The following is a 19,760-nucleotide window of genomic DNA, read 5'->3' on the forward strand; positions in this document are numbered from 1 at the left end:
ATGGTTCGCTCGCAAGCTCGCTCACGTCGAACCCTTCTCCGGCGCGGGCGTGCGGGCGAGCGCACCGGGCAGCTCCGCCCGGCGGCTGAGCCCGAGCTTGCGGTAGACGTTGGTCAGGTGCACCTCGACGGTGCGCACGGTGACGAACAGCGACTCCGCGATCTCCCGGTTGCTGTTGCCCTCCGCGGCCATCACCGCGACCCGTCGCTCACTGCCGGTCAGCCCGTCGATCGGGGAGCGGATCTCCTTGCGCAGCCGCCCGCCCGCCAGCACCAGCAGCCTGCCCGCCTCGTTGGCCAGCACCTGCGATCCGCACCGAGTGGCCAGGTCGAGCGCGCCGCGCAGGTGCTCCCGCGCGCCCTTCGCGTCGTCGGCGAACAGCGACGCCTGCCCCAGCCTGCACAGCGCGTGCGCCAGGTCGAGGCGGGCCGGGGTCGCGGAGAGCACGTCGACGGCCTCGGCGAGCACCCGCACCGCGCGGCGCGGTTCGGCGAGCACGCCCTCCGCGAGCAGTCCGAGCCCGACACCGCGCAGGGTTCCCCACTGCTGGGCCAGATCCTGCGCGCGCTCGACGACCTCGCGGGCCTGGCGCTGCTGCCCCTGCTCCGCGCGGATGCACGCGACGTCCACCCACCACCGCGTGAACAGCGGGTTGGCGATGCCCGACTCGTCCAGGATCGCGGCGCAGCGGCTGAGGCGCGCCAGCGCGCCGTCGAGGTCCCCGCGTCGCCAGCGCAGCTTCGCGGAGGCCATCAGGTAGTGCGGTCCCTCCCAGATCAGGTCGTCGATCCGATCGGTGCGCACCCGCGCCAGCGCGGCCTCGGCCTCGTCCAGCTCCGCGCGCTCCAGATGGGAGACAGCCAGTCCCACCCACGGCACCGTGCCGGCGTTGTCCCAAGGTTCCTGCTCGAACACGGCCAGCGCGGTGTGCGTGTCGGCCGCGAACTCCGACAGCTCGCCGATGCTGTGGTAGAGCACGGCACGGCTGGCCAGGGTCATGCAGTAGGACCACAGGTTGGCGTGCGCGCGGCTGTCCTCCAGCACCGAGCCGAACGCCGCCAGGGCCTCGTCGGTCTTGTCCGCCATGTGCAACGTGAACGCGGCGTTGAGCACCGCCCAGCGCGGCATGCCCCCCGACGGTCCGCGCAACGCCCGCCGTGCCAGCTCGACGGCGTGCTCCACCGGCTTGCACTCCACCGCCGCGAGCGAGGAGGCCATCGCCAGCACCTCGCGCTCGGCTGGCGTCTCGCCGTCCGGCAGGGGCATCCGGCGGGCCAGCTCGCGTAGCACCGGCATCGTGGACTTCTCGTCCGAGCCGATGAACAGCAGCGCCGACCACAGCCTGGTGCGCAGATCGCGATCGGCCGGACCGGGATCGGGGCCGACCACCTCGGACAGCTCCGCCAGGGTGTCGCCGAGCAGCTTGGTCGCCTCTGGCGCCCGTTGCATGGCGAGGGCGGTGAGGCCGTACTGCACCGTCACCTCTGCCCGCTGCCGCGCGTCGAGGTTCAGGGTCAGCACGTGACCGAGCTGTTCCAGTGCGCCCGCGGGATCGGAGTGCGCCAGGCAGCGCGCGAGCTGGACGCGGACCGGGAGCTGGTCGGTGTGCTGCAGCACGCGGTTCAGGTAGCTCACGGCGGCATCCGGGGCGCCCCGCTGTTCGGCGTGCACCGCGGCGTCGGTGAGCACGCCGAGCATCCACTGCTCGGGCAGGTCCACCAGCAGCATCAGCTGGTTGGCGACCTCCTCCGCGGGCCGCCCGGCGTCGTTGAGCAACCTCGCCGCCCGCACGCGCAGCCGCGTCACCTCCTCGGCCGGAGTCGCGCCGAGCACTGCTGAACGGACCTCGTCGTGCACGAAGTCCAACTCCGTCGGGTGCAGAACCTCGTTGCGCCGCAAGGCTTCCATGGACATGTGCACCAGCCGCGCCTGCACGCCCGCGAGCACGCTCACCAGCTCCGCACCGCCGCCGGGCACCACTCCGCCGAGCACCGCGACGCCCCTGGCCACCGCGCGGGCGTGCTCCGGCAGTCCGGCCAGCCGCAGCAGGACCGAGGACGCCAGCACGTCGCGGCCGACGACCTCCACCCTGGCCACGGCGGTGTCGTCGGGAACGGCGCCGTCCCGGCGCAGCTCGCCGAGCAGCCGCGCGGTGAGCAATGGATTACCGCCGGACACCTCGGCGCAGGCGCGGAGGAAGGCGGGCGTCGGGACGCCGCCGAGGACGTCCACCGCGAGGGTGCCGATCTCCTCGGTCGTCAGCGGCCCGAGGTCCATCGAGGTGCACCGCGCGTGCGCGAGCAGCGCGTCCAGCCCAGGACTGCCCGCGCCCCTCGTCTCGGTCCGGTGCGCCAGCACCACCAGCAGGGGCAGCCCCTCGGCCCGGCGCAGCAGGAAGTCCAGCCAGTGCAGGGAACTCTCGTCGCACCAGTGCGCGTCGTCGAGCACCAGCACCAGCGGCGCCTCCGCCGCGATGGTGACGACCAGCCAGTACAACCCGTGCAGGACGCGGTAGGACGGTGTGCCGCCGAGTTCGTCGGCCGCGGCGTTCTCGTCGGTGACCAGTGCGGGCAGCGCCCACCGGGCGCTCGCGGCGAGCCGGGGGTCGTCCTCACCGGTGATGCCGAGGGGAGCGAACAGCGCCCGGACCGCGCCGTAGCCGATCGCGCTGTTCACCTCCCGGCAGTCCACGCGGAGCACGGTCGCGCGGTGCTCCAGCGCGAGCCCGGGCAGCAGGTCGTCGAGGAGACGGGTCTTGCCGATCCCGGCGGGCCCGCGCAGCAGCACCGCGGCCGAGCGCCCGGACAGTGCCGATCGGGCACGAGCGGTCAGCGCGGCGACCTCTGTGGCGCGTCCGACGAAGCGCGAAGGGCCTGTCCGCCGCCCACCGTCACGCACGCCGTCGTCCACCACGCGGCCAGCTCCCTTCCCGCCCCGGCGGCCCCCTCTCGCATGAGAGCGCTACCACCGACAGAGACTACCCAGTCGATCCCCTTCGGCCCGACCTTCCGGCGACCGACATGAAGAGAATGACATTTCACGCAAACCCTACCGAACACGCTCGAAGAACGGTCGCGTTCACGGTTTTCGCTGGTGGATTCGCGCCTGGGGGCAACAGGACGGCGGAGGGCGAAAGCTTAAAGAACAGCGATGATTAACGAATTCTGATGAGAGCCGATGAGTCGACGTCCATCATTCGACTGACAACGGCCCCCGCCAACCGGAGCAGGGACACCGCAGCGTGCCGCGTCCGACGACGATCTTGGCAGCTGGCCGGACGGATGACGGGAGCACTCCCGGGACGAGCCCGGGTCTACCCCCGGGAGGGCGTGATGCGGATCACGGAGAGCGCTGACACATCGCACGCCGGGAGTCAAGAGTTTTGAAAAAAGAAGGAGTATGAAAAAGAGGTTTCCGCCCCATCAAACTACAACCCGGCGCCAACGGACAAGCACCGTGACATTTGTCCCGGGTCACTGTCGGACAAAGCGCGAACATTGCGCATCCGGACTCGATCCGGGCAGCGCCCCCGCGAGATACGGTCAGCGGGCGCCGCGGACGCCGCCCGAACCAACACCGTCACCACGGCGCGTGGAATGCGCATTCCGGCTCCGGCGCCCGGTCGAGCCCGAACGGGCAGATCAGAGCCAGTCCCGGGCAGCCGCCAGTCCGTCGGCGGTGATCTGGTGACCGCCCGGGTGCAGGCTCCTGGTCACCGCCGCCCCGCGCTCGGCCAGCATTTCCGCCAGCCGATCCGCCGAGCCCAGCGGCGCCATCGGATCCCGACGCCCATTCGCGAGGAACACTCGGCTTCCGTCGAGATTCAGCCGCGGCGGATCGGGCAGCGGCGCCATTCCCGCGAACAACGCCGCCTCGCGCACCGCGTCCGGCCGCAACAGCGTCACCGCGGCCGCGATGTTGGCGCCGTTGGAGAAACCGACCGCGACGATTCGCCGCTGCGCCAAGCCGTACCGCTCGCGGGCGCCGACGACGAAGTCGGCGAGCTGGTGCGCTCGGACGATCACGTCCTCGTGGTCGAACACTCCCTCGGCGAGCCTGCGGAACCACCGGGCCATGCCGTTCTCCGAGACCGGCCCGGCCGGCGCCAGCGTCGCCGACCCGGGGCTCAGGTGGTCAACGAGGCCCAGCAGGTCGTCGGGCCCGCCACCCGTGCCGTGCAACAGCAGCAGCACGGGCAGCTCGGGGTCACCGTCGTCGAAGCGGTGTTCCAGCTGACTCACGACACGACCTCGGGGTTGTTCTCCTTCGGCAGGTCGAGCACCGGCAGCATCGCCTCGATCTGCTCCCGCCTGGGCTCCAGCCACGGCGGCAGCTTCAGCGCGCGGCCCAGCTCCAGCAGCGGCTCGTCGATGTCGAAGCCGCCGGTGTCGGTGGCCACCTCAAGAAGGGTGCCGCCGGGCTCGCGGAAGTAGATGGAGCGGAAGTACTGGCGATCCATGATCGAGGTGACGTTCACGCCCTTGTCGACCAGTTCTTCGCGCCACGACACCTGCGTCTGCTCGTCCGGCACGCGCCACGCCACGTGGTGCACGGTTCCCGCAGCCGTCAGCCCCCGCGGTGCGTTGGGCGTCACCAGCACGTCCACCAGCGCTCCCGCGCCGCCGTCCCCGGCTTCGAACCGCAGGCGGTTGCCGTCCTGGTGCAGGAAGCGCAGCCCCAGGTCGTCGGTCAGCATCGCCGCCGTCTCGTCCTCCCGCGTCACCGAGAGCGTCACCGAGTGCAGGCCGCGAATCGCGTGCTGCGCCGGCACGAGCGCGGTGTCCCACGGCTCCCGCGGGTCGCCCTGCGGGTGCGCCACCAGCGACAGCACCAGGCCGTCCGGGTCGCGGAAGGTCAGGGTGTCCTCGTTGTCGCTGTTGCGGATGCGGCTGACCTCGACCCCGGTCTCCTCCAGGTGCTGCTTCCACCAGCCGATCGAGGCCTCCGGGACGGAGAACGCCGTGGTGCTGGCCTGCCCGGTGCCGATGCGCCCCTTCGGCGCGTCCGGCCAGGGGAAGAAGGTCATCAGCGTGCCGGGCTTGCCCGAGGAGTCGCCGTAGTAGAGGTGGTAGGTGCCGTTGTCGTCGAAGTTGACCGTGGTCTTCACCAGGCGCAGCCCCAGCGTGCGCAGGTAGAAGTCCACGTTGCGGTTGGGATCGCCGCCGATGGCCGTGACGTGGTGCAGACCGCTGGTGCTGATCGACATGTGTCCTCCTCGGAAGGGATGCAGCAGACGCTAGCCCCGATATCTCTTCCGCGCAAGAGGTATCCGCAGAAGAGAAGTTCCCGCTAGGCTGTCGGCATGACGAAGCCGCAGACGCTCAACTCCCCGCTCGACGACGATGACGAGATCGTCACGCTGTGGGGTCTGGTCATCGAGGGCTACCTGGCGACCCACCAGGGCCTGATGGACGAGATCGCCGAGCGGTTCGGCCTCGCCCCCGCCCCCTTCGACATCCTGCTGCGCCTCGTGCGCTCTCCCGAGCAGCGCATGCCCATGACCCGCCTCGCCCACGAGGCCGCGCTGACCAGCGGCGGCTTCACCAAGGTCGCCGACCGCATGGTGGCCGCCGACCTGATCAGAAGAGAACCCTGCGACACGGACCGGCGCGTGATCTACGCGGCGCTCACCGACCACGGCGCCGAGATCGCCACCAAGGCCCGCACCGCGTGCGCCGAGATCCTGCGCCGCCGCGTCCTGTCCCCCCTCGGTCCCGATGCCGCGGCCGGTCTGGCCGACGCGATGCGCACGCTGCGTTCCGCGAACGGCAAGTGACCTGGAAGTCCGCGTCACCGACGTGCTCACCGCGGGGGTGGAAGATCGGGTAGGCCCTCGGTGAACAACCAGCTCTGGAACAGCGGCCGGAGTGCGCTCCTGGTGCGCCGCTCGGCGTGGGCGACGAACCGGTCGGTGGTGACGTTGCGGCCTCGGTGGTCCTGGCTCCACGAGCGCAGGACGTCGAAGAACGCGTCGTCGCCCACCGTGCGCCGGAGAGCGTGGAGGGTGAGGGCGCCGCGCACGTAGACACGGTCGTCGAACATGTTCCGCTGGCCGGGGTCACCGATGCGGATGCCCTTCGCGGACCTCGACAGCGTCGACCAGGTCCGCGCCGCGTGGTCGTCGGCGCTCCGTCCGCCGGAGTGCTCCGACCACAGCCACTCCGCGTAGGTCGCGAAGCCCTCGTTCAGCCAGATGTGCTGCCAGTCCGCGACCGTGACGCTGTTGCCGAACCACTGGTGCGCGAGCTCGTGCGCGACGTACCGCTCCTTGCCGCGCTTGCCGTCGAGCTGGTCGACGCCGAACAAGGAGAAGGTCTGGGTCTCCAGCGGTGCCTGCAGGTCGGAATCCACGATCACCGCGCCGTAGACCTCGAACGGATAGGGGCCGAACAGCCGCTCGAACAGGTTCATGATCTCCGGCTGCCGACCGAAGTCGTGGGCGAACTCCTCGGCTGCCCCGGGTGGGTACGCGTTGCGCAACGGCACCCTGCTCCCGGCCTGGTCGGCGAAGGTGAACCGGCCGATGTTGACCGTGGCGAGATAGCTGGCCATCGGCCCGGGGTGGCTGTAGGACCAGGTGGTCATGCCGGACTCGCGCCGCGTCCCCGCCAGGACGCCGTTGGCAGCGACCTGGTAGGACTCGGGCACGGTCACGTCGATCCGATAACCGGCCTTGTCGCTGGGATGGTCGTTGCACGGGAACCACGACGGCCCGCCCAGCGGCTGGCTCGCCACCACCACGCGGTCCCTGCTCCTCTCCCAGCCCGTCCTCTCGCCCCACGGCATCCGCACCGGCCCGGGGCGCCCGGAGTAGCGCACCAGCACCTCGAAGCGTTCCTCCGCGGCCAGCGGGCGAACGAGGCGCACGTACAGCTTGCGCTTGTCCCTGGCGAATCCGGCCGGGACATCGGCCACCCGGACCTCCGTCACGTCGAGCTCGTGCAGGTCCAGGCTGAACCCGGACAACGGCTGAGATGCCGTGGCCGTGATCAGCGCACTGGCGACCAGGACCCCGGTGTCCGGGGTGTAGTGCAGGTCGAGGGCGTAGTGCGAGACCCGATACCCGCCGTTGCCGTGCGAGGGGTAGTAGGAGTCCGCCGAGGTCGAACCGCCCACCGAGGGCAGGGCGGCCTGGCTCGTGCCGCTCACCACCGGCCCGGACGACGGCACCGGACCGCCCCCGGAGTCGCACGCCACCAGCCCCATGACGGGCAACGCAGCCGCTGCCGCGAGGAACCGTCGGCGGCTGCATCCGTTGCCGTGCATGTCCATCCGAGTCGCCTTTCTCAATGCCCACCGAGGTGGGGCGCCCACTGCCCTCGGGCGCCCCACGACGTGCCTATTCCTCGTGCCACGCGCCGATCGGGTTGCCGCACCAGCGCGTCGCGGCCGGTACGGTCTCGCCCCGCATCACCAGCGAGGCCGGTCCGATGGTGGTCGCCTGCTCCACCGTGGCACCGGGCAGCACGATGCTGCGCGGGCCGAGGGTGGCCCCCTTGTCGAGCCGCACGCGGTCCAGTCGCATCACCCGGTCGTGGAACAGGTGCGTCTGCAACACCGTGCCCCGGTTCACCGTCGCCCCGTCGCCGAGCTCGACGAGATCGGTCTCGGGCAACCAGTACGTCTCGCACCAGACACCACGACCGATCCGCGCCCCCAGACTGCGCAGCCAGAGGTTGAGCGCGGGGGTGCCGAGCGCGGAGCTGACGAACCACGGCACGGCCAGCATTTCCACGAAGTTGTCGAACAGCTCGTTGCGCCACACGAACGAGCTCCACAGCGGGTGCTCGCCGCCGCGGAACCGGCCGACCAGCGCCCACTTCGCCACGGTGGTCACCAGGGCGGCGGTGATCCCCGCTGCGAAGAGCACCACTCCACCGACGGCCAGCGTCGTCAGGATCCCGAAGGAACCGACCAGGACGGCGAACGCCACGAGGGTCACCTGGCTGAGGAGCACGGACACCATCACCGGCACCAGGCGGCACAGCTCGACGCAGGCGCGGGCGAGCACCAGTCGCTTCGGTGGGTGGAAGGTGCGGGAAGGATCTCCGGGCTCGGCCACCCGCGGCAGCCGGATCGGCGGGCGTCCCAGCCACGACGAGTGGGGGTCCGTTTCCGCAGGGGTGTCGGAGAGGACGCCGACGAGTGCCCCTTCGGCGACGGTCCGCTCCGGACCGACGATGCCGGAGTTGCCGACGAACGCCCGTTCCCCGATGTCCGTCCCGCCCAGGCGCAGCCAGCCACCACGCAGTTCGTACGGCGCGACCAGGGTGTCGTCGGCGAGGAACCCGCCTTCGCCCACCGACATCAGCTTCGGTATCGCCAGAACCGTCGAAGCCTCGACGTTGCGGCCGATCCTGGCCCCGAGCATCCGCAGCCACACCGGGGTGAAAAGGCTGGCGTAGAAGGGGAAGAGCGTGAAGCGCGCACCGTCGACCAGCCGCTCGGTCAGCCACGCCCGCCAGGCGACCCCGCCGCTCGCCGGATGGCACCCCGCGACCAGGCCCCGGCCGACGACGCGCACCGTCACCGCGAGCAGGACCGTGTAGCAGGCCATCGACATGATCGTCATGACGGGCGCGGCGAGCAGCAGGTCGACCAGAACCGCGCCCAGCGTCTGGTCGTCACGGAGCAGCACGACGAGCAGCACCACGGAGGGGATCGCCGCCAGGAGCAGGAAGATCCCGGTGATCGGTCCGGACAACAGGTACGCCAGCCCCCACCGCAGCGAGCGGCCGGTGCGCGGCGCAGGCCACGACTCGCCCGCGACACCGACCTTGCGCAGCGGCGATCCCGACCAGCGCTCCTCCGCCGGGACCGGCCCGTTCACCACCGAGCCGGGCAGCACCTCGGCGCGGTCGCCGATGTCGGCCCCGGGCATCACGGCGCTGCGCCCGCCCACGCTCGCCCCGGCTCCGATGACCAGCTCACCGACGTGCAGGACGTCACCGTCCAGCCACCAGCCGGCCAGGTCGACCTCGGACTCGACGGCGCACCCGTCGCCGAACGTGGCCAGGCCGGTGACCGGCGGCAGGGAGTGCAACTGCACGTTCTTGCCCACTCGGCAGCCCAGCGCCCAGGCGTAGAGCCCCGCCAACGGGGTCCCGGTGAAGCTGGCGGCGCTGAACACCACGGCCAGGCGCTCGGCCGCCCACAGCCGCAGGTGGGTCGGCCCCCCTCGCCGGTAGCGGCCGGGGCGCAGGCGGCGGCACAGCAACCGGGCGCCGGCCGTGACGATCACCCACCTCCCCGGCGGGCTGAACACCGCCAGCCAGGCCGGAACGAGCAGCCACCAGGACGTGTGGAACGTCCACGCGAAGGGGCTGACCAGCTCGATGACGTTGAACAGGACGAGCAGCCCGAACAGCCACCGCGCCCCGGCCAGGGTGTACAACACCGCCTGGAGCAGCGTCTGGACCAGCCCGGCCCATCGCGAGGTCGGCCGCACCTGCCGCGCCGCCCGCACCTCGCCCCCCAGCTCGTCGAGCCTGGCGGCCAGCTCGCGCAGTGTCGACCGGTGGTAGACGTCGGCGACGGAGACCCCGCGGTAGCGGCGGCGCAACACCGACACCAGCTGGGCGGCGGCCAGGCTCGTGCCCCCCAGGTCGAAGAAGTCCGACTCCGCGCGGGCGGGCACTCCGAGCACGTCCGCCCACTGCTCGGCCAACCACTTCTCGGTACCCGTCAGCTCGTCGGCCGGGGCCTCCTCCCGCCGGTCCGCCGGCGGCGCCTGCGAAGGCAGCGGCCAGGGCAGGGCGTCCCGGTCGACCTTGCCCGAGGTGCGGGTCGGCAGCGTGTCGAGCAGGGCGATGCGCGGCACCAGGGCGGCCGGGAGCCGTTCCCCCAGCAGCCGTCGCACCCGCCCGGCCTCCAGCGTGACATCGTCCTCGGCGACCAGGTAGCCGACGAGGACGGGGGTTCCCGCGGCGCTGCGGCGCACGGCGGTCGCGGCGGCGGCCACGCCAGGCAGCGACTGCAGCGCGGCGTCGATCTCGCCCAGCTCGACCCGCCGCCCGCCGATCTTGACCTGGTCGTCGGCGCGCCCGGCGAAGACCAGGCCCTGCCGTTCGGCGCGCACCAGGTCACCGGTGCGGTAGCAGCGCTCCCAGCCCAAGGACGGCAGCGCCGCGTACCGCTCGGCGTCCTTGGCCGCGTCGAGGTAGCGGCCGAGGCCGACCCCGCCGATCACCAGCTCGCCGGTCTCGCCCCAGCGGACCGGGCGCCCCTGCTGGTCGACGACCGCGAGCAGCCATCCGTCCAGCGGCAACCCGATGCGCACGACCTCATCGCCGACCAGCCGGGCGGCACAGGCCACGACGGTGGCCTCGGTGGGGCCGTAGGTGTTCCACACCTCGCGCACCCCGTCGTCGAGGCGGTCGGCGAGCTCGGCCGGGCACGCCTCGCCGCCGAGGATCACCAGCCGCACCCGCTCCAGCGTCTCCGCGGGCCACAGGGCGGCCAGGGTCGGCACCGTGGACACCACGGTCACCCCGCGCTCGACCAGCCAGGGACCGAGATCGGCTCCGGACCGGACGAGCGCACGCGGTGCCGGGGTGAGGCACGCGCCGTGCCGCCAGGCCAGCCACATCTCCTCGCAGGAGGCGTCGAAGGCCACCGACAGCCCGGCCAGCACCCGATCCCCCGGACCGATCGGCCGGTCCTGGAGGAACAGCCTGGCTTCGGCGTCGATGAACGCCGCGGCCGAGCGATGGGTGACAGCCACGCCCTTCGGGGTACCGGTGGAGCCGGAGGTGAAGATGATCCACGCGTCGTCGTCGGGCTCCGGCGCGCGCGGTCTGCCCCGCGGGACGGCCCCGGCGCGCGGCACCAGGTCCCGGCACGCGCCGAGCACGGCGCACACACCGGCTTCGGACCAGACCAGCTCCGCCCGCTCGTCCGGGTCGTCGACGTCCACCGGCACGTAGGCGGCGCCGACGCTGAGCACGGCCAGGATCGAGATGTAGAGATCCGCGGTGCCGGAGGGCGCGCGAACCCCGACCCGGTCGCCGGCGCCGACGCCGGCGCCGCGCAGGTGGGCGCCGAGGTCGTCGACCTCCCTGGCCAGCGCCGCGTAGCTGAGTGCGACGAGTCCGTCGTCGATCGCGATCGCCGTGGGATGGGTGGCCACCGCGGCGCCGAGGACGTCGCACAACGTCCGGGTGGGCGCGGCGGGACGTGCCGGGTAGACCGCGCCGGGCATCGATCCCGCTCGTGACGGCGCCCAGGGCGGGACAGTTGGCGGGACAGTTATCTGGAGTAATCCGGATTTCTCGACGTCAGTTACGGCGAGGGACTTGGACATCACTTCGTTTCCTCCATGCGCACGCAATGGCGGCACAGGGCCGCAGACGGGCGCAGTCGTTTCGAGGCGGAAAACTGCGAGCACGACAAAACAACCGTCGACCGAGCGGACGACGGGTTTGACCTACCGCATTGACCCCGAAATGCGGCGTCTCGGCCACGAATGGTCCCGGCTATCGAGAACGGTCTCCCTAGAGAACCCCGGGATCTCGACAACGGCCACCCTACAAGGCCAATCCGACCGCTCTCGCGAACATTGATTTCACGTTGACTGTTTCTTTATCACATCGTGAACATGGACAACCGCGCCACTTGCCCGATTCGCGTTACCTTTTTTCCGATTGCCCGGTCAACAACAGGCAGGACACCGCACTCGAATGCAAAGGTTTTCAAGCAGCGTCATCGCAGGTGGCAACGTTTGCGTGCAGCGCGAAGAATCGTAAGCGAACATCGGAGCACGGCGCCGCGAACACCGACCCAGCGGACGCCCGCCGTTCGCGAGGAAGAAAACGAGAAGCCGTCTCCACGGCGCCCCGCGACATTACTCGGCAGTAGAGACCGGTCACCGATTCCCGGCGATCGCCAAGTGTTTCACGAACCGCACTCGACGCCGTCATGAACCCGACAACCGTCCAGCCCGAAGAAAACATGTCGACCACACATTCTCGCGCGGATAGTTCAAGATTCACCCAGATGCATTTCGAGACGACGGCCCGCCTATGGGCTCCGCCGATCGCCCCGATTCACAGAATCGTGTGATGGGCATCACAGAGCGGCGCGCCCCCGTCAGTCGCACGTGGACGACACGACCGTCGCCGGTCAGGTCACGGGGGGTCGAGGCGCCCGGGTCCGCGACCACGACGTCGCGTCCGGCGCCCGGATCGACGCCGAAATCGAGCCGCTCGGGCACCGGCGTGCACTTTTCGGGCACACCCGAATTGGGTGCGGGGGTCGCCCTTCGAGCGTGCGTTCGTCGCACGGTGACCCACCCGGCCCATCGCCGCGCGGTCTTTCCGCCAATGCTCGCCGACCGATCTCGTGCACGATCACCGGGAAGTGCTCGACGCCGGGTCGGGTTTTCGCGGCCGCATTCCCTCGGCGGACGGAATCCCACTGCTCCCTCCGCCAGGAGCCATGACTCCTGCCAGGGACGCGGGTGGTCCGGCCCTGCGGACGGGCCCGCACGGGCAACGGGGGCAGGGGCTCGGCGAAGGGCAGGGACGTCACCAGGATCCGTGCCGCAACCGCTGCGGTCGTGTCGATCCCGGCAGGCGCGGTTCGACGTATCTATATGGGGAAGCTCGCTGAGAACATCAGGCAGGTCGCCACGGCGATCGGCCCGGTCGTCTCCGGCCTGCTGCCGGAGCAGCTCTGGTGGGTCGAGGCCGTCATCGAGCTCGTGACCGAGGCGAGCGACCTCGTCCTGCACCGTTGCTACACCATCTCCGTCCGGAAGGTCCGCCGGTACGCCACGGGCGAAACGCCCAGCGCCTCCCGCAGGTGCTGCCGCAGCGACGTCCCGGTCACGAAGCCGACCTGCCCGGCGATCTGCTCCACCGAGAGGTCGCTGGCCTCCAGCAGCTCCCGGGCCCGCGCGACGCGTTGCTGGATGAGCCACCGGCCCGGACTCACCCCGACCTCGTCGCGGAAGCGGCGGGCGAAGGTGCGCAGGCTCATCCGCGCGTGGCCGGCGAGATCGGACTGGGTCAAGGGCAGGTGCAACCGCTCCAGCGCCCACTGCCGAGTGGCGGCGGTGCTCGTCATCGCCGGGTCCGGGACCGGCTGGTCGACGAACTGCGCCTGGCCGCCGTCGCGCATCGGCGGGACCACGCACCTGCGGGCCACGCCGTTGGCGATCCGGCTGCCGAGGTCGCGGCGCACGACGTGCAGGCACACGTCCACGCCGGACGCGGCACCCGCGGAGGTCAGCACGTCACCGTCGTCGACGAAGAGCACGTCCTGGTCGAGCCGGACGGCCGGGAACATCTCCCGGAAGAGCGCGCTCTGGCACCAGTGCGTGGTCGCGGGCCGCCCGTCGAGCACCCCCGTGGCGGCGAGCAGGAACGCCCCGGTGCAGATCGACACGATGCGCGTGCCGGGCCGGATCCGCGCGAGCACCGCGGCGACGGGTTCCGGCAGCCCTCCGGTGACCAGCGTCAGGTCGAACGGCGGGATCACCACGGTGTCGGCCGTCTCCAGCGCTTCCGGGCCGTGTTCGACACCGATCGTGAAGTCCGCGTCCGTCCGCACCGGCCGCCCGTCGAGTGTGCACGTGCGGACCGCGTAGTGCTCCGGCAGCGCGCCGAAGATCCGCCGGGGAATGCCCAGCTCGAACGGGTAGACGCCGTCCAGCGCCAAGACGGTCACCTGATGCATGGCACGATCCTATCGAAGAGTGGCAATCATGCCATTTCCCCTGGCCCCCGGCGGCGACAGCATGGTGTCCATGAGCGAAACGATGCGTGCGATCAGCCAGAACACCCTCGGCGGCCCCGAGGTGCTGACCGAGGTCGAGCTGCCCAAGCCGACCCCTGCCCAGAGCCAGCTCCTGGTGCGCGTGCACGCCGCGGGACTGAACCCGACCGACTGGAAGCACCGCTCCTCCGGCCTCTGGCTCGGTCAGCCGCCCTTCGTCCTCGGCTGGGACGTCTCCGGCGTCGTCGAGGCGGTCGGGGTCGGGGTCACCCTGTTCAAGCCGGGTGACGAGGTGTTCGGCATGCTTCCCTACCCGCACGGCGCGGGCTCTTTCGCCGAGTACGTCACCGGTCCCGCACGGGCCTTCGCCGCCAAGCCCGCCAACCTCGACCACGTGCAGGCCGCCGCCGTCCCGCTGGCCGCGCTGACCGCGTGGCAGGCACTGGTGGACACCGCCCGGCTGCGCTCCGGTCAGCGCGTCCTGATCCACGCCGCGGCGGGCGGGGTCGGGCACTTCGCCGTGCAGATCGCGAAGTCGCTGGGCGCCCACGTGATCGGCACGGCCAGCGCGGGCAAGCACGACCTGCTGCGCAGCCTCGGTGCGGACGAGGTGGTCGACTACCGCGAGACCGACTTCGCCGAGGCAGTGCGGGACGTGGACGTGGTGCTCGACCCGCTCGCCGGGGAGACCGCGATGCGGTCGCTGCGCACGCTCCGCAAGGACGGCATCCTCGTCACGATCCTGCCCGTGGGACAGGAAGCGCTCATCGCCGAGGCCGAGCGCGTCGGGGTGCGCGCGGTGCCCATGCTCGTCGAGGCCGACCACGCGGGCATGACCGCGATCGCCGAGCTGATCGAGAAGGGCGAGCTGCGCCCGGTGGTCGCGGAGAGCTTCCCGCTCGCGGAGGCCGCGAAGGCGCACGCGCGGGGCGAAACCGGCCGCACGGCAGGGAAACTCGTGCTCGTGGTGCGCTGATTCACGGTTGCTTAAATGCCCCTCGTCGTTGTCGGTCCCCCGGGATAGCGTCCGCGCGTGCCGGTGTGGACCGGCAGCGATGAGAGGGGAATCGGGCATGCGCCGTTTAGGCCCTGCGAAGTTCGGCACTGTCCTGGTTGGACTGACGTTGGTCGCGGGCTTCGCGGTGAGCGGGACCGCGGCAGCCGCGCCGAAGACCGCGGAGCGGACGCCGGTCAGCTCCTACGACTTCGTCAGCGAGAAGGGGGACTACATCGGCGGCGGGGCGACCCGGTCCTACAAGGCACCCAAGGACAAGGTCACGCTGACCGGGAACGCCGAGAACCTGACGCTGCGGGTGGACTCCGCGGACGGCCAGGAGTGGTGGGACGTCAACCTCGCCGCACCGCGCGGTCAGCGGCTGCACCCCGGCGTCTACCGCGACGCCGAGCGCGCGTCGTTCCGCACGGGCCGGGCTCCGGGGCTGGACGTCGGGGGCACCGGGCGTGGCTGCAACCAGGTCTGGGGCGAGTTCGCCATCGACCAGATCGAGACCGACGCCTCGGGCGCGGTGACCGTGCTGGAGGCGACCTTCACCCAGAACTGCGAGGGGCCGACCAGCCCCGCGCTCAAGGGAACCGTTCGCTACCAGGCGTTCCCGCTGTCCTACCAGTTCACCAGCGATCCGGGTGACTACATCGGCGGCGGCAAGAGCAAGAGCTACCGCGGCGCCAACACCGTCTTCACGGTCGGTGGGTCCGTGGACGGCGCTCTCTCGTTCGGGGTCTCCGGACAGCGCGACGACTGGCGCGTCGAGTTCGCTCCGGCGCAGGGCCAGAAGCTCGCCGTGGGCACCTACACCGGCGCCAAGCGGTACCCGTTCAACGACGGCTCCCCCGGCCTCAGCGTGAGCGGCAACGGGCGCGGCTGCAACCAGCTCGGCGGCTCCTTCACCATCACCGAACTGGTCACCGACGCCCAGGGCAAGGTCAAGGCGTTCGCCGCGACCTACGAGCAGTTCTGCGAGAACGGCACGGCGGCGCTGCGCGGCACCGTGCACGCCTTCGCGTAGCACCTGTGTCCTAAGTAGACGATCGAGCACATGCAACTGTTGCATGTGCTCGATCGTCGAAAAGTTGGCAGACTCGCCGACTGTGCTCACCCAAGGCGTTCACCCCAACGAAACCACCATTCCCACGCTCGCCTGCCTCGTGCCTGACGAGACCGTGGCGTTCTGGCGCTCACTCGGCTTCGACGTGACGTACGAGCAGACGAAGCCCTATCTGTACCTGGCATTCCGGTGGAGCGGGTTCGAGCTGCACTACTCCAGTGCGCCCGGCGATGTCGACCCGGCGCTGGAGAACACCGGTGGGTGTCTGGTGATGGTGGACTCGGTCGCGCCCTACTACGCGGCGTTGAGCGAGGCGATGCGCAAGGCGTACGGGAAGGTGTTGGCCAAGGGGCTTCCCCGGATCACGCGCTTCCGGCCCGGCGCGTCGCGGTTCACCGTCGTGGACCCGTCGGGGAACTCGATCGTCTTCATCCAGCGGGACGAGCCGTGGGAGCTGGAGTACGGCGGTTCCAAGCACTTCCAGGGGCTCGCGCGGGTGCTGGACAACGCGCGCATCCTGCGCGAGTTCAAGGACGACGACCGGGCCGCGCTCAGGGCGCTGAACTCGGGACTGCGCAGGTACGGCGACGGCGCACCGGTCGTCGAGCAGGCGATGGCGCTGGCCGCGCTCATCGAACTGGCCACTGTGCTGGAGGAGCCGGAACGGGTCCCGGAATGGGGGACGCGCCTCCGAAGCCTCGTGCTGACCGAGGACGAGGTGCGTCAGGTCGAATCCTTCGTCGCCGACCCCTCACTGCTCGTGCCTTGGTTGCCAGGGCAGGACGTGCGGAGCACGAGCACTGCCAGGCGCCCGGTGCCACGCCCTGAAGTCTGAGCAGTTCAGCAATTTCCTTGCTCTGCTGCGGCAACCAGACGTCTCTGGTGCTCGCCCCTGCCGCGCAGGGTACCCGCGGACGATCTATCAGGCGCCCGTGAGCGCGTCGCCGGTCCCGGTGCGGCGGTAGACCACGCGGCGGCCGATGCGCTCACCGGTGATCAGCTGCGCGTCGCGCAGCACGGCCAGGTGGCCGCCGACCGTCCCGAGGGACAGGCCGAGCTGCGCGGCGAGCTCGCTGCTGGTCGCGGGTTCCTCCAGCTGGCGCAGGATCGTGGCCCGGTTCTCGCCGATCAGCCGGTCCAGCGCGCAGTCGACCGGCTCGCGCGGGGGCTCCGCGCGCCCGCGTGCCGGGTACACCATGGCGTGCCGGTCGGGCGGCGCCTCGCACAGCCACGAGCCACGCGAGGCGCTGATCGGCACGAAGAACATGCCCTCGTCACTGACGACGCGGTCCGGGGCCTCCCGGTCGCTGAAGCGGATCGCGTCGACGCCGACCCACGCGCTGCGCCGGCTCATCCGCTCGATCGCGCGCGGCCAGCCGTAGGCGGCCAGCAACCCCGCGCGGTAGGTGACGTCGCGCTCCAGCAACGCCTTGCGGCGCGGCCAGTCCGGGAGCACGTGCGCGTGCCACACCGCGTTCAGCAGCTCGGCGGTCCTGGCCGCGAAACCGTTGCCGGACAACCACGTCATGTCGTGCTCGCGCCAGCTGTGCTCGACGGAGACCGTCAGCTGGGCGGCCACGTGGTCGTCCTCCGCGGCCGCGACCTCGGTCAGCTCGTCGGCGAGCACGGTGCGCATGCCGTCACGTGGCGGGATCACCACGTGGTCCGGGAGCCACTTCGTGGACGAGAGCAACCGGGACAGGCCCGCCGCGAACGGGTCCCCCTCCAGCCGTGCGGCGAAGGCCGCGCGGTGGCGGGCGTGCCAGTCGGCCAGCCACGGATCTTCGCAGGGCCTGCTGAGCGCGAGCAGCGAGCCCAGCGTCTCCGCGAGCGGGGACAGCGCGAACCGGGACCTGGACAGCGCCATCGCGCTCAACCGCAGCAACGCCATTGCTTTCGCCTCCACGCGAAACAATAGTGCGCCGCGCGGGGGCTCCGCAGACTCGCGCGGTGCTCTCCTCCTTGATCACCCGGTCCGGGTTCCACTGGTTCTTCGCCGGACAGCTCGTGTCGTTGCTCGGCAACGCGATGGCCCCGGTCGCGCTCGCCTTCGCCGTCCTGGACGCCTCCGGGAAAGCCGGTGACCTCGGCATCGTGCTCGCCGCGCACATGGTGCCGATGCTCGGCTTCCTCCTGGTCGGCGGCGCGGTGGCCGACCGCCTGCCCCGCCGAGGAGTGCTGGTGGTGTCCAACCTCGGGTGCGCGATCACCCAGGGCGGGGTGGCCGCGCTGCTGCTGGCGGGCGCGTACGACCTGATCGCCCTGGCCGCGCTGTCCTTCGTCATGGGCGTGCTGATGGCCTTCACCACGCCCGCGCTCCGCGGCATCGTGCCGGAGCTGGTCGAGCCCGACCGGCTGCGCCAGGCCAACGCGCTGCTCGGCACGGCCCGCAACGCCGCGAAGATCATCGGCCCCAGCGTCTCCGGTGTGCTCGTCGCCGTGGCGGGCGGTGGCCCGGCGATCGCCTTCGACGCGGTGAGCTTCCTGGTCGCGGCCGCCTGCCTGACCCGGCTGCCGCGCCTGGGCACCACGCCGCCGGCGAAGCGCACCAGCGTCCTCGCCGACGTGCGCGAGGGCTGGACGACCTTCCGCGGCATCCCGTGGGTGTGGCAGGTCGCGCTCGCGTTCTGCGTGGTCAACCTGGTGAACACCGGCACGTGGCAGATCCTCGGCCCGGATCTGACCCGGCAGATCAGCAGTGAGGCCGCGTGGGGTCTGGTCCTCAGCGCGCGGGGTGTGGGCATGCTCGTGATGAGCGCGGTGATGTTCCGCCTCGCCACCCGGCACCTGCTGCGGTGGACCTCGGTCCTGGGCGCGGTCGGCGGGTTGCCGTTGATCGTGCTCGGTTCCGGCGCGGGGGTGACGTGGCTGGTCGTGGCGGCCTTCGTCGCCGGGCTCGGTTCGTCCGCGCTCGCCATCGGCTGGGAGACCTCGCTCCAGGAGCACGTGCCCGCGGAGTCCCTGTCGCGCGTCTCCTCCTACGACGCGCTGTTGTCCTACATCGCGATCCCGTTCGGCCAGCTCGCTGCCGGACCGGCGGCGGATGCCCTCGGGGGCACCGCGGTGGCGCTGGGCGCCGGGGTCGTCTACACGGTCGCCGTGCTGCTCCCCCTGGCCTCCGCCGCCGTCCGTCAGCTACCGCACAACGTCAGCCGTGCGGGTTGAACGGGATGCCGGAGGGCTTGGCCCGCTCCAGCTGCCCGCCGAAGGCGCTGTCCTTCAACCCGAACCCCGCACTGCCGAAGTCGGCCTGCACGAGGCGGTCACGGATGCCGGGCGGGTAGTGGTTCCAGCCGACCAGCGGCGGGTACTGCCACGCACCCTTGTGGTTCTCCGGCGGTTCGGTCGCGCTCGCGTGCCGGAAGGCGTGCGTGAGGACGCCGTCCTTGTGGTAGACGATCTTCGCGTGCGAGCCCTCCCAGGCCACCTGGTTCGCCGGGCGCGTCGTGTAGTTCCCGTGCGCCGACGTGGAGACGTACCGCGCCGAGTTGTCCTGCACCCACACCACGACGTGCTCGATGTCGTGCCGATGACCGCTCTCGATCAGCGGAACCGCCTGGTCCTTCTCGAAGTAGAGGTCGTACATGTAGGCGCACCAGCCGTTGTTGCACTTGGCCCGCGAGTAGGTGTTGGTGTTGTCCAGGTCGGCGGCGTCGCGGCAGTTCCCGTTGAGCGCCCCGCTCGGCTTGAGCCCCGGGTTGAGCGTCCCGTCCGGCCCGATCGCCGGTGTCGGGTAGCAGCCGTCGCCGTCGTAGTCGAACGCCGGTTGCCACTTCAGCTCGTCGCTGGTCGCCGCGCCCGGCAACGCCCTCGGCGGGTCGGCGTGGGCCGCTCCCGGCAGTGCCACGGTCAGCGCGGCGGCCAGCGCCAGCGCTGTCAACCGCGATCTCCTACGTTCTTCGTGCATGCCTGGACCTCCGGGCTCGGTGCTGGCAGGGAAGCGGCGGCCGGTTCGACAATGCCTTCCGCGACGGCCCC

Annotated in this window: 13 protein-coding genes; 5 read left to right on the plus strand and 8 right to left on the minus strand. The window is 71.2% G+C overall.

Annotated features, from left to right (window positions below; genetic code table 11):
• Positions 1-21: 21 nt before the first annotated feature.
• The 3 genes from BLT28_RS09760 to BLT28_RS09770 form a co-directional block, all read right to left on the minus strand.
• Positions 22-2,913, minus strand: a complete 2,892-nt coding sequence (locus BLT28_RS09760; protein WP_052407990.1) for a helix-turn-helix transcriptional regulator — start codon at positions 2,911-2,913, stop codon at positions 22-24.
• Positions 2,914-3,641: 728 nt separating this feature from the next.
• On the minus strand, positions 3,642-4,241 hold the full coding sequence (locus BLT28_RS09765; protein ID WP_030432618.1) for an alpha/beta hydrolase: 600 nt from the start codon (positions 4,239-4,241) through the stop codon (positions 3,642-3,644).
• Positions 4,238-5,206 carry a ring-cleaving dioxygenase gene (locus BLT28_RS09770; RefSeq protein ID WP_030432619.1) on the minus strand — a complete coding sequence of 323 codons (969 nt, stop codon included), beginning with the start codon at positions 5,204-5,206 and terminating at the stop codon, positions 4,238-4,240. The genes BLT28_RS09765 and BLT28_RS09770 overlap by 4 nt, the downstream gene beginning before the upstream one ends.
• Positions 5,207-5,302: 96 nt before the next feature.
• Here BLT28_RS09770 and BLT28_RS09775 point away from each other — a divergent pair, with 96 nt between their 5' ends.
• A complete protein-coding gene (locus tag BLT28_RS09775; protein ID WP_030432620.1) occupies positions 5,303-5,776 on the plus strand; it encodes a MarR family winged helix-turn-helix transcriptional regulator in 474 nt (157 codons plus the stop codon).
• A 26-nt stretch (positions 5,777-5,802) separates the two neighbouring features.
• Here BLT28_RS09775 and BLT28_RS09780 read toward each other — a convergent pair whose 3' ends face one another.
• The 3 genes from BLT28_RS09780 to BLT28_RS09790 all read right to left on the minus strand — a co-directional run bounded on the left by BLT28_RS09780 (position 5,803) and on the right by BLT28_RS09790 (position 13,677).
• Positions 5,803-7,272: a M1 family metallopeptidase gene (locus tag BLT28_RS09780; RefSeq protein WP_231950704.1), complete on the minus strand. Its 1,470-nt coding sequence runs from the start codon at positions 7,270-7,272 to the stop codon at positions 5,803-5,805.
• A 67-nt stretch (positions 7,273-7,339) separates the two neighbouring features.
• Complete coding sequence (locus tag BLT28_RS09785; RefSeq protein WP_081900702.1) at positions 7,340-11,200, minus strand: Pls/PosA family non-ribosomal peptide synthetase; 3,861 nt, start codon at positions 11,198-11,200, stop codon at positions 7,340-7,342.
• Positions 11,201-12,735: 1,535 nt separating this feature from the next.
• Positions 12,736-13,677, minus strand: a complete 942-nt coding sequence (locus BLT28_RS09790) for a GlxA family transcriptional regulator (protein WP_030432623.1) — start codon at positions 13,675-13,677, stop codon at positions 12,736-12,738.
• A gap of 82 nt (positions 13,678-13,759) precedes the next feature.
• On the opposite strand from BLT28_RS09790, the gene BLT28_RS09795 reads away from it, so the two are divergent.
• The 3 genes from BLT28_RS09795 (at position 13,760) to BLT28_RS09805 (ending at position 16,617) form a co-directional block, all read left to right on the plus strand.
• Positions 13,760-14,692 carry an NADP-dependent oxidoreductase gene (locus tag BLT28_RS09795; protein ID WP_197684089.1) on the plus strand — a complete coding sequence of 311 codons (933 nt, stop codon included), beginning with the start codon at positions 13,760-13,762 and terminating at the stop codon, positions 14,690-14,692.
• A gap of 97 nt (positions 14,693-14,789) precedes the next feature.
• Complete coding sequence (locus BLT28_RS09800) at positions 14,790-15,743, plus strand: hypothetical protein (protein ID WP_052407991.1); 954 nt, start codon at positions 14,790-14,792, stop codon at positions 15,741-15,743.
• A gap of 139 nt (positions 15,744-15,882) precedes the next feature.
• Positions 15,883-16,617 (plus strand): VOC family protein, encoded by a 735-nt coding sequence (locus BLT28_RS09805; protein ID WP_197684006.1) that lies wholly within the window; start codon positions 15,883-15,885, stop codon positions 16,615-16,617.
• A gap of 87 nt (positions 16,618-16,704) precedes the next feature.
• On the opposite strand, the gene BLT28_RS09810 is transcribed toward BLT28_RS09805, so the two are convergent.
• Positions 16,705-17,688, minus strand: a complete 984-nt coding sequence (locus BLT28_RS09810) for an ArsR/SmtB family transcription factor (protein WP_197684007.1) — start codon at positions 17,686-17,688, stop codon at positions 16,705-16,707.
• Between the two features lie 44 nt (positions 17,689-17,732).
• Here BLT28_RS09810 and BLT28_RS09815 point away from each other — a divergent pair, with 44 nt between their 5' ends.
• Positions 17,733-18,947 (plus strand): MFS transporter, encoded by a 1,215-nt coding sequence (locus BLT28_RS09815; protein ID WP_030432628.1) that lies wholly within the window; start codon positions 17,733-17,735, stop codon positions 18,945-18,947.
• On the opposite strand, the gene BLT28_RS09820 is transcribed toward BLT28_RS09815, so the two are convergent.
• On the minus strand, positions 18,931-19,689 hold the full coding sequence (locus BLT28_RS09820) for an NPP1 family protein (protein WP_030432629.1): 759 nt from the start codon (positions 19,687-19,689) through the stop codon (positions 18,931-18,933). The two genes, BLT28_RS09815 and BLT28_RS09820, sit on opposite strands and share 17 nt — an antisense overlap.
• Positions 19,690-19,760: the final 71 nt, after the last annotated feature.

This window comes from Allokutzneria albata (assembly GCF_900103775.1).
Lineage (GTDB): Bacteria > Actinomycetota > Actinomycetes > Mycobacteriales > Pseudonocardiaceae > Allokutzneria > Allokutzneria albata.